General features: G+C 31.4%; 12 protein-coding genes. All 12 read right to left on the bottom strand.

Annotation, left to right across the window (positions count from 1 at the left end):
- Nucleotides 1–128 precede the first annotated feature (128 nt).
- Nucleotides 129–1,844 (bottom strand): carbamoyltransferase C-terminal domain-containing protein, encoded by a 1,716-nt coding sequence (locus ZA05_RS15215; protein ID WP_053992534.1) that lies wholly within the window; start codon nucleotides 1,842–1,844, stop codon nucleotides 129–131.
- A gap of 59 nt (nucleotides 1,845–1,903) precedes the next feature.
- Nucleotides 1,904–2,521 (bottom strand): sugar transferase, encoded by a 618-nt coding sequence (locus ZA05_RS15220; RefSeq protein WP_053992535.1) that lies wholly within the window; start codon nucleotides 2,519–2,521, stop codon nucleotides 1,904–1,906.
- 1 nt (nucleotide 2,522) lies between these two features.
- Complete coding sequence (locus ZA05_RS15225) at nucleotides 2,523–3,674, bottom strand: glycosyltransferase family 4 protein (RefSeq protein WP_231632503.1); 1,152 nt, start codon at nucleotides 3,672–3,674, stop codon at nucleotides 2,523–2,525.
- Between the two features lie 26 nt (nucleotides 3,675–3,700).
- Entirely contained in the window at nucleotides 3,701–4,591 is an 891-nt protein-coding gene (locus ZA05_RS15230) for a cupin-like domain-containing protein (protein ID WP_053992537.1), read from the bottom strand.
- A gap of 260 nt (nucleotides 4,592–4,851) precedes the next feature.
- Nucleotides 4,852–5,937, bottom strand: a complete 1,086-nt coding sequence (locus ZA05_RS15235; RefSeq protein WP_053992538.1) for a glycosyltransferase — start codon at nucleotides 5,935–5,937, stop codon at nucleotides 4,852–4,854.
- A gap of 3 nt (nucleotides 5,938–5,940) precedes the next feature.
- Nucleotides 5,941–7,023: a glycosyltransferase gene (locus ZA05_RS15240; protein WP_053992539.1), complete on the bottom strand. Its 1,083-nt coding sequence runs from the start codon at nucleotides 7,021–7,023 to the stop codon at nucleotides 5,941–5,943.
- Nucleotides 7,020–8,873, bottom strand: a complete 1,854-nt coding sequence (asnB, locus tag ZA05_RS15245; RefSeq protein ID WP_053992540.1) for an asparagine synthase (glutamine-hydrolyzing) — start codon at nucleotides 8,871–8,873, stop codon at nucleotides 7,020–7,022. Before asnB ends, ZA05_RS15240 begins: the two co-directional genes overlap by 4 nt.
- A 4-nt stretch (nucleotides 8,874–8,877) precedes the next feature.
- Nucleotides 8,878–9,828 (bottom strand): glycosyltransferase family 2 protein, encoded by a 951-nt coding sequence (locus ZA05_RS15250; protein ID WP_053992541.1) that lies wholly within the window; start codon nucleotides 9,826–9,828, stop codon nucleotides 8,878–8,880.
- A gap of 16 nt (nucleotides 9,829–9,844) precedes the next feature.
- Complete coding sequence (locus ZA05_RS15255) at nucleotides 9,845–10,945, bottom strand: hypothetical protein (protein ID WP_053992542.1); 1,101 nt, start codon at nucleotides 10,943–10,945, stop codon at nucleotides 9,845–9,847.
- Nucleotides 10,946–11,045: 100 nt separating this feature from the next.
- Nucleotides 11,046–12,140 (bottom strand): glycosyltransferase family 4 protein, encoded by a 1,095-nt coding sequence (locus ZA05_RS15260; RefSeq protein ID WP_053992543.1) that lies wholly within the window; start codon nucleotides 12,138–12,140, stop codon nucleotides 11,046–11,048.
- Nucleotides 12,137–13,678: a lipopolysaccharide biosynthesis protein gene (locus tag ZA05_RS15265; protein WP_053992544.1), complete on the bottom strand. Its 1,542-nt coding sequence runs from the start codon at nucleotides 13,676–13,678 to the stop codon at nucleotides 12,137–12,139. Before ZA05_RS15265 ends, ZA05_RS15260 begins: the two co-directional genes overlap by 4 nt.
- 6 nt (nucleotides 13,679–13,684) lie before the next feature.
- Entirely contained in the window at nucleotides 13,685–14,665 is a 981-nt protein-coding gene (locus ZA05_RS15270) for a glycosyltransferase (protein ID WP_053992545.1), read from the bottom strand.
- Between the last annotated feature and the right edge of the window lie 96 nt (nucleotides 14,666–14,761).

Below are 14,761 nucleotides of genomic sequence, written 5' to 3' on the forward strand. Positions count from 1 at the left end.
TTATGAACTTTTACATTTAATTTTAAATTATTCTTTGTTTTCACATGAAACTAATCAGGCTTTTATGAAAGTAAGGAATATTTATATTGTTGTATATCATAAAGTTACTCCATGTACATCTTTTATTTCTATTTTTTTTGGATTTTGTTTGAGGCTTTTTTTGATATCAAAAAATCCCCAATGGCCAAATAGTCAAGTCCTGTAGAAAAAAAACAGCGAATGGCATCTTGTGGTGATTCTACAACCGGTTCACCCTGTATGTTGAAACTAGTATTTAATACGACAGGAATACCAGTGCGTTTACCTAAGTTTTCAATAAGATTATAGTATTGAGGGTGTAAATTTTTGTTAACTGTTTGAAGACGAGCACTGCCATCTACATGGGTCACGGCAGGTATGACAGATTGCTTTTCTTTAAGTACATTACAAACTTTTAGCATAAACGGAGCTTCAACGCTTAAATCAAAAAACTCATTTTTAGCTTCCAAAATGGTAGAGGGAGCAAATGGTCTATAAGCCTCCCTAAATTTAACCTCTGCATTTATTTTGTCTTTCATATCTGGAAAGGCCGGATTTGCCAAGATACTGCGGCTCCCAAGTGCCCTTGGACCAATTTCCATGGCGCCTTGGAACCAGCCAATTATCTTGCCTTTTTCCAAGAGTTTGGCAGTTGTGTCGGAGATATCCTGATGTGATTCGTATTCCAGTTTAGCTCCTTTTAGTACTTTTTCAATGTCTTCATTGGAATAAGTTGTTCCTACATACGGGTTGAGATGTACAAAATTTCTTGGTTGTTTTAATATTCCATTGTACAAATAATATGCAGCACCAATTGCAGTGCCATTATCTCCTGCAGCCGGCATTACATACACATCTTTAAATGGCCCTTCTTTTACTATCCTTCCATTCATAACACTATTAAGTGATACGCCGCCAGAAATAACCAAGTAATCGGCTTTTGTTTTTTTATAAAGGATATTGCAAATTTCTAGAACGCGATTTTCTAATACACGTTGAAAAGCTGCCGCAACATCCATATGGTGCTTTTGAAAATCTTCGTCTTTATTTCTAGGCTGGCCAAATACTTTGTAGAACTTTTCTGAGCACCGTCTCCAGCTCATATTTTGAAAATTGAAATAGCTTAAATCAAAAATTAATTGACCTTTATTGTTAACGGTAACAATTTGTTCAACTTCTTTCAAAAATACGTTTGGATCACCCATTGGCGCTAGGCCCATTGTTTTTCCTTCATCATAACTCGTCCTAAAACCACAAAATTGGGTTACGGCTTCATAAAATGAACCTAAGGAATGAGGAAAGTAAGATTGTCCTAGACAGGTAATTGAATTGCCTTTTCCGTGGCCTAACCAGGTTGTTGCCCATTCACCAGAACCATCAACACCTAACAGGGCAGCTTCTTTATAGGGAGAGACATAAAAACTTCCTGCAGCATGACATAAATGGTGCTGTATAAAATGGACTTTTGGCCCCGTTTTTTGATTGGTCCAATGATAGGAAAACCAATTCCAAAAGTCTTTTTGCTTATTGTAGCCATGAACAAGTTCATGATTAATAAATGGCTGTAAGGTTTTTAAGTGCTTAAGGCTATATGCGATTTTTTTGCCAAGGTTGTGGTTTGGCTTAATGGATACTGCAATATGGTCAATATCATGGTATGTAAGGCCTGCAATTTTTAAACACCGTTCAGTTGCTAATTTAGGAAAGGTTCTTGTGTGTTTATCACGGTTGAGGCGTTCTTCTTCAATAGCAGCAATTAATTTTCCATCCTCGATGATGCATGCTGTTGAATCATGGAAATAATAATTTAATCCCAGTATTACCATAAATTTTTATATTAAATTATTTTCAAAGCCTAATTATCTACATTTTATCCGATTTGTAATTAAAATTTACTGTTGGGGCTACCCATAAATTCAGGTGTAATATCATTTTCAATGGTGTAAACATCCTCTTTATGAAGGACTCTAATGATACTCAAGTACATAATTTTCATGTCCAGTAAAAAAGATAAGTTATTAACGTACCAAATATCATATTCAAATTTTTGCTCCCAACTTAAGGAGTTTCTGCCATTTACCTGAGCCCATCCGGTAATGCCTGGTTTTACATCATGTCTGTGCTTTTGTTTTTCATTATATCTTGGCAAATATCTTGGCAGGAGTGGGCGAGGACCAACTAAGCTCATATCACCTTTCATAACATTTAAGAGTTGAGGAATTTCATCCAACGAGAATTTCCTAATAAATTCACCTATGGATGTAAGGCGCTGGGATTCTGGTAACAATTGTCCGTTGGAGTCCTTCTTATCATTCATGGACTTGAATTTTATAATGGTGAATAGTTTTTCACCTTTACCAGGTCGGTTTTGATAGTAGAAAGGCTGACCATCATTTTTAAACCATAATATTATCATAAAAGTGATGAACATTGGAAATAAAAGAACCATACCTAAGGAGGTAAGTATTATATCCAATATTCGCTTAAAAATAGACTGGTACATATTATGATTCTTCTAAACTTCTATAAAATTTCAGCAATTCGTTCCAAACCAAAGATTGTTGGTATTTGTTTACAATATTCTCTCTAGATCCCAGAGACATTTTAGTTCGGCAATCTGGGTTTTCTATCATGAATTTCATTGCATTGTATAATGCCTCTTCATTTTTTGGGGGGATAACTAGGCCATTTTCTTTATCCGTAATTATTTCATTACAACCATTAATATTGCTTACAATGCAGGGAAGTCCCATACAGCTTGCTTGTAATACCACGTTGGGAAATCCCTCTCGATAGCTAGGGAAGGCCAACACATTTGAAATAGCTACAAAAGGACGTATATCGGTTTGAGCTCCCGGAACAATAATGCTATTATTCTTTTTAATTATTTCTTCTGATGTATTGGAGATGGGATCCAAGTCGTCTTCTCGAGGCCCAACTATTAATAGTTTACTTTTAGGGTATGTTCTTGATAGGCGGTCAAAAGCAACAACCAATTCATTAATTCCTTTGTCTTTTACAATTCTTCCTAGGTAAATGAATACAATGTCTGAATTGTCAATTTTAAGTTTTTGGCGTAATTCGCTTTTTTTAGATTCCGATATATTCCTAACATCATAATGCTGCTCATCTATGCCGTTCGAACTTCCATTTGCAATTACACTAAGTTTTTCATTTGATGTAAATTTTAAATCTAAAATAGTGCGCTTTAATTCAAAAGAGTTAGGCAAAACATGGGTTGAGCATTTATAGGTTAATCTTTCTACATTATTTAATAATGTACGCTTTACTCCTTTTGCCTCAAGAAGAGGGAGCCCGGCAATGGTATGAACCCTATTTGGAACTCCTGCAATTTTAGCAGCTAACATACCAAGGGTCCCTGCTTTTGGGGTGTGGGTATGAACAACAAAAGGCTGCTCCCTTTTAAAGAATTTATACAACTTATAGGTTGCAATTAAATCTTGGATAGGAGTGATACTTCTTGTCATTTCGATGGCATGGATTCTAGCGTTCTCATTTTTTTCAACTAGACCTAGGCTTTCTCCCTTTCCTGAAACCCCAACCATTTCATAAAACTGGCCCATATATTTTAGCTGCCCTTTCAATAAATAGCATAAAGAGTTTGATATCGTAGTAATGCGTATTATTTTTTTCAAAGCGTGTAGGTTGTGATAATTAGGGGTTAATGATGTTTATATTTATGTCTAATTCCATTATTGTCATAATAATGACAAACGCAATCCTTTCCATATAGACCTAGGTTATGTAGTTTCCTTTTCACAAATTCATTGGCCTTCATTTTTATATTATCGGCAAAAGAAAACCCGAAATTGTTGGAGCTAATAGAAACTTCAAGGCCATAAACACAATGCCACCAAAGTTTTGGTATAAAGAGCATCTGGTTAGCTTTTAAAACAACATAAGATACTTTGGCGTGTTTTTTGAACAGTGGAAATTGTGTTTCATCAAAGTTTCTCATGTCTATTTGACTTAGCTTTGACCCTGGTTCATATTTGGGGCTTGGATACATGTATTTAGTCTGGTTTGGATGGGCAAGAAGGACAAGCTTACTTCCTTCAATTTGTGCTAAAATATTGTCAGCCAATCTATCCGTATGCCATCCAGTCAACGTTCCTTTTGGACCAATCCATAAAGAAAGTGAATCCCTAACCTTATAATTTGAAATTAAGGAAAAGTCTACATCATTTTGAAGTTCTGGAAAAAGGTGTAAAATAGACAGATTCATTAAATAGCCTCCCGAGCTTGGATCCTTTGTATCTTCTATCTTGTTGATAGAGTCCAAAAAATTTCCGTATTCCCATTTTGTGTTTTCTTGAAAATTATTGCCTTTGGAAACATAGGTGGTTTTATTCTTTCCTATAGTTTTAAAATAATCAAGTGACCATGTTTTTGAAGCCTCCCAGTTGTCCATCATTTGTGTCATGACAACAGGTTTGTTCATTTTCAAATAATTTTCATGGAACTTTGAATGATTAATGCTTTTTATAGATTCCACTTCCTCCAAGGGGTGGTCTAGGTAAGATTGTATTTTATTTAGCAAATCTTCTTTCATATGTATTTAAGTTTTTGATACATCAAGGAACCTAATTACAGATATCAAGAAATACTGTAAGTCCTAAAAAAACCAAGCATGCAAATAGCAGGCTAACCATAAAAAATGTTAAAGAATAAAAGTAGTTTTTTTGATGGTTTTGAACGGCTTCATAAGTTAGGTTTGTTAGGTCTAATTTACTAAATATTAGGAAATAAACATTCTGAATTCAAAAAAATAAAGACATAAAAAAGTGTTTTTATGGAGAAGAGTGAAAAGGCTTATTCATTTAGATGTTTTTTCAATATATTGACCATAAATTTTTTAATATCTCTTTCCTCTAAATAATTATTAAATCCTATTTCACCTTCCGTATTATTCCAATTTGAAAGCCCTTCAAGAATAGCATTAGTTAAACTCTCTTGGCTATTAGTTTCAGATTTAATGACGCCTTCAATGTCTTCAATGCCCCCAGCACATTTTGTGGAAACCACATGTTTGTTTTGAGACATCATCTGGAGCAGTACATTAGGGAACCCCTCAAGTCTAGATGAAACAACACATAATTTTGCATGCTTAAAGAAGGGGTGAACATTATTAACAAATCCCGTAAAAATAACATCTTTGGAAAGATTTAATTTGTCGACTTCATTATTCAATTGTTCCTTAAGAGGGCCATCTCCCAATATAATAAGTTTTAAGGCAGGGAATTGTTTTTTTATTTCTGAAAAGGACTTAATTAATAGATCAAACCCTTTTTCCGGAATGAACCTCCCTGCAGAAACGATATATTCTTTGGGAAATCTAAAATTAAGTTCTTCTTCCCCCATTTTTTTTAAAACGCTTAGGTTTATGGGGTTTGGCACTGTTTCTATAGGAACTCTGTTTTGTAAATAGCCAACATTTTCCAAAAGTTGCGTTTTCATTTTGTCTGTTTGGCAGATCAATAAGTCCATATTTCTGTATCCTAAAGCATACGATAATTTATAAGAAGATAGTTTAAAGCCACGATACCTAGGGAACACAGAGGTAGATTCCCTAGCAACAAACATTTGTGTTTTTAAAATGCCAAAGGATAGCAAGCTACCTACCATAGCGTTAACATATAAGTGAGAAGTGAAGATGTAATCGTAAACAATGGGTTTATTAATTGCGAATGAAATAAGCTTTAAAACTCCATGAGCCATACTTTTAGTCGATAAACCAATAAGTTGAACATTGTTTGATAAATCTTCCCAATGGCCCTTATTAAATTGATTTAGAAAACAAATAAACACATTCTCATTCCTAAAATAGTCAGCAACCATTTTAAGGTATTGTTCAGCGCCACCTAAAGTGTCATTTGGAAGTACAATGAGAATGTTCATTAACTAGCTTTTTGTAAGTTCTAAAAACAAGGATTCATATTGTTTTAAAATATTGTCTTTATTGAATTTTTTTTCTGCTAATTCTTTTATTTTTTTATGGTTCCATTCTTTTTCAAATAACATGCAATGGAGTTTTTCAGTAAACTCAAGTTCATCATTAACTATGTAGCCATTAATGCCATTCATTATTATTTCCTTAGTACCCCCTGGGGCATTAAAGGCAATGACTGGCGTTCCTACAGCACAACATTCCAAAAGGGCATTTGGAAACCCTTCTACATAAGAACCTTGGATAAATACATCATTTGCTAACAGGAAGTTTTCTACATTTTTTGTAAATGGGATATGGCATATTTTGTTTACTATTCCAAGTTCTGTAGCAAGTTTAAAAATACTATCCTTTTCTGGTCCACTTCCAATGATTGTATATTGGTAATCGAAATTTACTTTAGATAAGGCTACAAGTATTCTTTGATGTCCTTTTTCTTTACTTAACCTACCAACTGTAATCAGTTTTTTTTTTGTGTTGTAAGTAGAATTTTGAATTTTTAAGCCAAAGTTTTCAGTAATAGGATTATTTATTACATGAATCTTACTTTTTGCTATATTAAAATTGTTTTGTAAGTCAAGTGCCATGTCCTGTGATTGACAAATAATGGCATTCAAATACTTATGATAGTTTTTTAGGACAGGAATATTAATTCTGTGTTGTTTTAAAGCAAATCTTTGCATGATACTTGGCACACTTGCTTCTCGTCCAACTACTTTAGATTTTGGAAGAAAGCAGGAGAGGAATACAATTACTCTGTTGACATGAGATATGGAGCCGACAATAATATTGGGCCTTTTTGTAATTAGATAACTAAATAAAAAGGGGATTCCGAAGAGAACTCTTTTTTGTTTTAAAAAAACGACATTTAAATTACCTGTATTATAAACAGAATCTTTAGCGCTTCCAATTACGATTAAAATGCTGTTGAATTTTGCTGTATCCAAATTGGCTGCTATAAAACTTATAACTCTTTCTGCCCCACCGGCTTTTAATGAGGGTAAAACAAATAGGATATCAATTTTAGAGTCATTCATTTAATGGTAAGGCCTGTTCCGTTATTCTTTAACCATTGTTTTAAAACCAATAAGGACCATATCATAGGATATCTGTTCCAAGTTCCATTCATGTGTTGATTAATCCTAATCTTTACATTGTTTATGTTAATACATGGTAAAGTGCTTAAACCTTCATCATTAAGCTCGTCTAAAACAAATTCCTTTAAATCATCTCTAAACCATTTTTGAAATGGCATTGTAAAGCCTGCCTTGGGACGATCGAAAAATTCTCTTGGAATATATTCATAGAGGATGTCTTTAAGTATTCTTTTTTGGTTGTTTTTTTCAAACTTAAAATTAGTAGGTAATGATCTAGCAAATTCAACAATCCTATGATCCATTAAGGGAGATCTTGCTTCGAGAGAATATGCCATTGTAGCTCTATCTACTTTAGTGTTAATGTCCCAATTTAGGTAGGTTTTGATGTCAAAATCAGAAATCCTTTCATATAGGTTTTTTTCTCTATGATATAGGTATTTTTTCTCTATAATATCTCTAGTGTCAAATTCTGATTTAATATAACTTAAATCAATTGAAGACATAATTCCTAGATATGCTTCGTTTACATTTTTTATTCTTAAAGCCTTGGCTATAGTTTTCAATCTGTAATTGGGAAACAGGTCTAGAATTTCTGAAGAAGCATTCCTTATAAGTAGGGGGACGCTTGAGTATATCCAACTACTTTTTTTAACCCAATTATAGCGATGATATCCCAGAAAACTCTCGTCTCCTCCATCACCAGACAAAGCAACAGTAACATGCTTTCTTGTGTGCTTAGAAAGTAGCATTGATGGTATTGCTGAGGCGTCTGCAAACGGTTCGTCATAGTAATAATGAAAATTCTCTATTAAATCAAGGCCTTCGTTGTAATCACATTCAATAATGTAGTGATCAGTTTGGAGGTGGTTTGCTATTTTTTGAGCAAATGGGCTTTCATCATAATCTTGTTCATTAAATTTTACTGAAAACGTTTTTGTCTTTGAAGTTGAAAAATTTGTCGCAATTGCTGAAATTAAAGAAGAATCTATTCCTCCAGATAGAAACACTCCAACAGGAACATCAGCGAATAAGCGACTTTGAACAGCATCAATCAAAATGTTTTTGAATTCCATTTTAGCTTCATGGTAAGTGCCTTTAAATGGATGTGTTAACTTCCAATCTATATCCCAATAAGCTTTAGTATTAAAACTTCCTGAGTGGATATTGTAAACAAAGGAATGGCCTGCTTTAAGTTTTTTAACTTCATTAAAAATGGATTGTGGGTCAGGAATATTCCCCCAAGTCAAGTAAAAGCTAATTGATTTTTTAGAGACGGTTAATCGTTGGTTGTGTAATTGTATTGAAGAAATTTGACTTGCAAATTCAAATTCCTTTCCTTTATGATAATAGTAAAATGGTTTTTGACCTAACCGGTCTCTTGCCCCAAAAAAACAATGTTTTTTTTCGTCATAAATTACAAAGGCAAACATCCCATTGAAATGATTGACACAATATTCGCCGTATTCAAGATAAGCAGCACAAATTACTTCAGTATCACTTGTAGTATTAAAATTATAGCCTTTAGTATAAAGTTTATCTTTAAGAGTTTTAAAGTTGTAAATCTCTCCATTAAATACAATATGGATTTTTTCATAATAGGTAAAAGGTTGATTGGATCTAGGGTCTAAATCAATGATTGACAGTCTGTTATGTCCTAGTGTAATATTAGAATTTTCAGTAATATAAGATTCTTGCCCGGTTTGATCAGGACCTCTAAATGCAGTTCTATCAAGTTTGTCTCTGATTTGCATTTTATTGTATCTTATGGTTGTTCCGTAGATTCCGCACATAATGCTATTTGATTATTTTTCTAAAATACCAACCTGTTGCAAAAAGCAATTTGAAGATGTCGTTGTCAATGGATTTAATATAATCCTTTTTGGAGAAATTTAAATAATTTGAAGATCTCAGTAGGACATAAATTCTTTTAAGAAAGATTCTTATTTGACTTGGAAAATAGTCTTGATGAAACCAATTAAGGACAGAAATAGCAAAAATTACTGATCCAAATGAATTGCTTTTGTAATTTCCTTGAGAAAGCTGATTCACAGTATTTCGGTAATAAATCCTAATAGTTTTATTTACATATTTTGTTTTAAATCCTTGTTTTGAAATTAAACACCAAATATAACTTTCCGGTATCAGGCCTTTTGAAAAGATGTCCTTATTGACATGAATGCTTTTTAATATATCACTTTTTGTAAACCCCCATTTCTCCCCTGAATTTGGGAATTTAAATGATTGTTCAAATGTATTACTATAATAAGGCTGTTCAGGAAATAAAGAACCTACTAACCTGTGATTTTGATCCATGCACAAACACGTAACACCACTTATATTATGTTTTAAGTTCTCTGGAATACTATTGTATTCATCATTTAAGATTTCTAGGGCATTTGGGGTACATTCATCATCAGAATCTAAAGTTAGTAGGAATTGACCCCGTGCCAATTTAATTGCCTCAAAAAAGCAAGCCATTTTATGCTTATTTTCTTGGTTGTTTTTATAGATAATTGGGAAATCTACTTTTTCAATCAAAGATTTTACAATTTTATGACTATTATCAGTTGAGCCGTCATTAATTAATATAAGTTCAAAATCTCTAAATGTTTGGTTTTCTAGAGAGTCAAAAACTCTGTGAATTGTGTTTTCTCTATTGTAAATTGGTGTGAAAACAGAAAATCTGTATTTATATTTAGATTTACTTTGTTCAAGATATGTTGGTGAAAAGATTTTTAAATCCATTTTTTTAGAATTTAGCTTAAATCTTAATTGATTCCGTTAAATAGTCCTTTCTTAACTTTATGAACAACCAAAGAGAAAAGAATAAAAAGACATAGTTATCATAAAAATTGTGTGAAACAAATAGATATGCAGTTAAAGATACCCCTAATAGTCCTAAGTACAAATTAGTTTTAATTTGCAGTAAAAAGTTTATTAAGAGCTTTGCATAAATGTAGGTGATAATAATAAAAGGTATTATTCCTGCTTCACCTAAAGTCAATAAAATAGAATTGTGAACCCCTATTTTTGCCTCATTTTCTCCGCTCATAGAGTAAAAACCATTGCCAAATATAACATTATCTAAAATGTCAGTATAAAAAAGAGACCATGTGTCTTGCCTAGAACCTTTTTCAAGGACACTTAAACCTTGAGAAATATGATTTCCAAGTATATTTTCGATGGCTTCAAAACGCTCTGTATTTAATTGTAAAAAAGCAGAAGTAGCTATAACTATAACCATACTACCGACACCAATCCCAATTACTTCTGCATTTTTTTTATCTATAAAAATTGAAAATAAACTCAATAGCATCCATAGAATTATAAAGAATCTTGAAAAGGTTAGAACTCCTGCTAAAATAAAAATAACAAAACCAATCATTCTTAATAATTTATTTGAAATATTGAAGCTAAAACAAAAGCCTATTAAGGCAATTAGAGCACCAAGGTTTGGGTTGAGATAAAAACCACTGTATCTTCCATAAATGTGAGGGAAAAACACGGCATTAATAATAATGCTGCCAGCTCCTATGAGTAAGAAAAAATAGAGATGCTTGATTTTGCATAAAGATATAAGTTCACTCATACCTACAACAAAAACCAAAAATTTAAAGAATTTGAATGCGAAATGCTTGAAATCTCCATTATATTGAAGTCCTGAAATTGAATAATAGGCAATACCTAAAACAACAAAAGCAATACTAGGGGGAATTTTAGGTGATAAAACATAATAAACAATGATTAAAATAAACATAATATAGCTGCTGTACGATCCCATCATTTCGCCTGACACTTCGAGAAGGTAAGTCGGAAGATTCCAGATGCTGAATGCAATTATTGCAAATCTTATTATGTTCATTAGTAATTGGGAAAATTGATATTATTAAATTAATAATCAGTAAAATAATTAAAAAAAATAAAATATAGCTTGATTAGATTATAATTTTATATAATAAATATTATAACACTTCCTTTATAAGTTTTTCCCATAATCCAATGATTAAATCAATATTTAATTGTTGGCTTTTTTTAATAGCATTTTTGCTAATATTATTTCTCAATTTCTTATTATTAATAAGTTTTTCTAATTCATTTTCTAACATCTGTTGATTATCTACTTCTATTAGTAATCCATTTATACCATTAGTAATTAAATCTGATGGACCATGGGGGCAATTTGTTGATATGCAAGGTATTCCAAAGTAAAGAGCTTCCGCTAAAGTGTTAGGGAAACCTTCAGATTTAGATGTTAACACAAATATGGAGGCATCATTGTAATAATCATATAGATTAGTTACATTTCCTAGAAAAGACACCTGATTTTCAATATTAAGGTTTTTAACAAGTTGTTTGTAATCCTCTTTTTTTTTTCCATCACCAACTATTTGAAGATACCAATTGTAATTTTCTGAAATATTTGAAAAGGCCTTGATTAATAAATCTTGTGATTTATTGGAGTCTAGCCTTCCTACTGTAAGGATGCTCTTTTTTTTATCTATAGACTTTAACCTTTTTGATGCCAAACTTGGTGCAATAGGGTTTTTAATTACAAAAATTTTTTCATTGGGTACTATTTTTGCATAGAAACTTTTATTGGCTAATGTTTGTACAACCAAAAAGTTCGCATATTTATAAGTAATATTTCTAAGTGTTTTCCAAAATTTGTTGGGAGGATCAAGTAATGCATTATTACGCTCACTAATTATAGAAGGAATCTTACTTAGGTGAGAAGAAATAACTGTTAAAACATTTATTGAAGTAGTAAAACCTATTAAAAGCTCTATGCCTTCTTGGTTTACAATTTCGGTTATTTTTTGTAGTTTACGAATATTTTTTTTGATGGCATCAAATGTGCTATGAGCTCCTGATCTACCAAGATTACAATTTCGTATTTTTATCTGTGGATGTAACTCGTAAAATGAATCACAACGGACAAGTGTTATGATAGTAACATTGTAGTTTTTTATCAATTCATTTGCAAGGGATGTTAATACTCGTTCAGCTCCTCCGGCATTTAAACTGCCAATAGTAAATCCTATTGTTTTTTTATTCATTTTTTTAAATAGTTTTTTATCAATAGGGAGTTGAAACGTTGAATCAAATCTCTAAATCCTTGATTAAGCAGAAGAAATGGGACGTATACAATCAAAATAAGAAAACTAATTTTAATTGATGATATAAACCAATCAAGATAATTTATAATGCTGTTCAGATTTAGATAGTTAATTAGCCTTCCAATAATTAGGAGCGAAAAAAGTAGTGAAAGAAGTAACTTTATGAATCCTTTCCAATATTCCAAGACATTCTTTTTAAAGCCATGCTTAAATAAAAAATAAGGTTTCCAAAATAATACAACAACCACCAAGCTAGTTAAGGTTCCAAACATTATTCCCTTAATGCCCCAGAGTCTTCCAAACACCAATGAAACACTTAAATTAAGTATTACTTCTACAATTGGAGCCCAAATATCCCAAAATAGAGCATAGGCATTCTTAAAATTTTCAACAGGTGTTCTTACTTGAGATATAAATAAGTTTACAAGCATTAGTATTAATATGCCTTGATCTAAAATATATTTTTCCCCTAACCAGATAAGAATAAAAGGTTCTATTAAAAAATAAAGATTAATACACATAAAACCACCTAATAAAAATCGAAGAGACATCATCTCCCAAAACACCTTGCGTATATTGTTGTAATTATTTTCAGCTACTAAATTGCCTACCCCTGCTTCAATACCTCCAAAAAAATTATTTGTAAGTTGGGTTATTTTTTGAAAAATAAGTTGATAATTACCGAAAAAAGCAACACTTTTTAAGTTGACTAAAACGAATATTAAAATATGGTCTGTTCCTCCAAGGACGAAATTTGCTATTTTATGGATAAAAGTTTGCTTGATTAACATAATTGTTTTTGGATATTCCTTTAGAATGGACTTAGGTTGTTTATTATTTAGTATGAGCCATGGATATTCTCTCTTTATTTTATTTCTTAATAATAATGCGTATATAACTGGAAATACTAGTTCTAGCAAAATCCATAAATAATAAGCTCGATAATAATAAACAAGAAAGCATTGGGATATTAATTTAATTATTGTAACGGTTTGATAAATGGAAGAAACAATGTACGATTTTTGATCTGCTTGTAGGATAACAATATGGTAATTAACAAAGTATCCTAATAGTGAAGATGTCAGAAAGCTAAAAAAAACAAAAAAAACAATCGGCAAATTTATTGTCGTTTCTGAAAAAATAATAGGTAGGAAAATAGAGATAATTAAACCTGATAAAAATATCCATAAGCCTATTTTTCTATATAAATATCCTATAAGAGCTGTTATTTTATTTATTTCATTTTTGTCATTTTGAAATAAAGGTCCATATAACGTTACACCGATTACTGTGCCTATACCTAATTCGGCAAGATTTAAAAAACCTAAAATACTTTGTAGAGTTGAAGTTAGTCCTATGAACTCATCTCCTAAACCTTCAAGAAATATTTTTCGAGAAAAGAAGTGAACAAACAGTGTGAGGAGATAAAAGAAAACGCCAACTTTTGCATTTTTAATTGTTTTTTTTAATCTAGACATATAAAACTAAATTAATTGATTACGATTTTGATGCAAAGGCCTTAATTGAGAATAAAGTCTAATAAGATATTCAAAAACGGTAATTGGAAGAAATCTGGCAAGTGTTAATTGAAAAGAAGTGTTGCTTTTCTGTATATAATTTTCAATAATTAAATTTTTTATAAATTTCCTATGTTTGAAGGAATCATCAATAAGTGAATAATAGTTAAGCATCTTGTAATTATAGAGCAATATTTTTAAAAGGAAGATTCTAGTAATGAGTTTAAGTTCTATATCTTCTTCTTTTTGGACTCTTTCATATAGATACAATGCCGCATCGATAGAATCTAATGTTTTGATTTTATATGCTCCTCTTGTGATACTTTCATCTCCAATGAAATAGTTGTAGAATTTACTTGATAAATAAACTGATTTCTTAATTTGTTTAAATACTTGGTAAGTGAAATAAACATCTTCTGAGTTTTTCCCTTTAACAAAAAATATGTTTTCCAGTGATTTTTTGGTATATAATCTTCTCCAAACTGAAAAATTTTGATTTTTGACAATTCTTCTCAGAGCTTGTAACCTGTCTTCTATTATTAAAACACTATCATATCTGAAAGAACTGCGAACTGTGCCCGTAGTTTCTAGCAGGTTACATTCGACAATATCCGCATCATATTTTTTTAATGCTTGTAACATGGTTTTGAACATATCTTTTTCAACCCAATCATCACTGTCAACAAAACCTATATAATTTCCAGAAGCTATGTTTAGACCACTATTTCTGGCACCACTTAATCCTTGGTTTTTTTGATGGATAACTAAAACCCTATTGTCCAATTGAGAATAAATATCACATATGAGGCCACTTCCATCCAAAGAGCCATCGTTGATAAGTATAATTTCCAAATTCTGAAACGATTGATTTATTATGCTATCAACACATCTATGAAGGTATTTTTCCACATTGAATACAGGTACTATAATGCTAATTTTTGGCTTCACAATAATATTAATGAAATTATTTTGTTAGACACTTGGTTTAAATTTTTGATGATATATTGTATGATGAATTAAAATTTACTTCTACTAATTTAAGCC

This window comes from Mangrovimonas sp. TPBH4 (genome assembly GCF_001280505.1).
Taxonomy (GTDB): domain Bacteria; phylum Bacteroidota; class Bacteroidia; order Flavobacteriales; family Flavobacteriaceae; genus Mangrovimonas_A.

What these genes read in the sequence shown, in the direction of transcription:
- ZA05_RS15215 (WP_053992534.1), bottom strand. Translation starts at nt 1,844, where the DNA reads ATGGTAATACTGGGATTAAATTATTATTTCCATGATTCAACAGCATGC.
- asnB (WP_053992540.1), bottom strand. Translation starts at nt 8,873, where the DNA reads ATGTGCGGAATCTACGGAACAACCATAAGATACAATAAAATGCAAATC.
- ZA05_RS15240 (WP_053992539.1), bottom strand. Translation starts at nt 7,023, where the DNA reads ATGAATGACTCTAAAATTGATATCCTATTTGTTTTACCCTCATTAAAA.
- ZA05_RS15230 (WP_053992537.1), bottom strand. Translation starts at nt 4,591, where the DNA reads ATGAAAGAAGATTTGCTAAATAAAATACAATCTTACCTAGACCACCCC.
- ZA05_RS15235 (WP_053992538.1), bottom strand. Translation starts at nt 5,937, where the DNA reads ATGAACATTCTCATTGTACTTCCAAATGACACTTTAGGTGGCGCTGAA.
- ZA05_RS15255 (WP_053992542.1), bottom strand. Translation starts at nt 10,945, where the DNA reads ATGAACATAATAAGATTTGCAATAATTGCATTCAGCATCTGGAATCTT.
- ZA05_RS15250 (WP_053992541.1), bottom strand. Translation starts at nt 9,828, where the DNA reads ATGGATTTAAAAATCTTTTCACCAACATATCTTGAACAAAGTAAATCT.
- ZA05_RS15265 (WP_053992544.1), bottom strand. Translation starts at nt 13,678, where the DNA reads ATGTCTAGATTAAAAAAAACAATTAAAAATGCAAAAGTTGGCGTTTTC.
- ZA05_RS15260 (WP_053992543.1), bottom strand. Translation starts at nt 12,140, where the DNA reads ATGAATAAAAAAACAATAGGATTTACTATTGGCAGTTTAAATGCCGGA.
- ZA05_RS15220 (WP_053992535.1), bottom strand. Translation starts at nt 2,521, where the DNA reads ATGTACCAGTCTATTTTTAAGCGAATATTGGATATAATACTTACCTCC.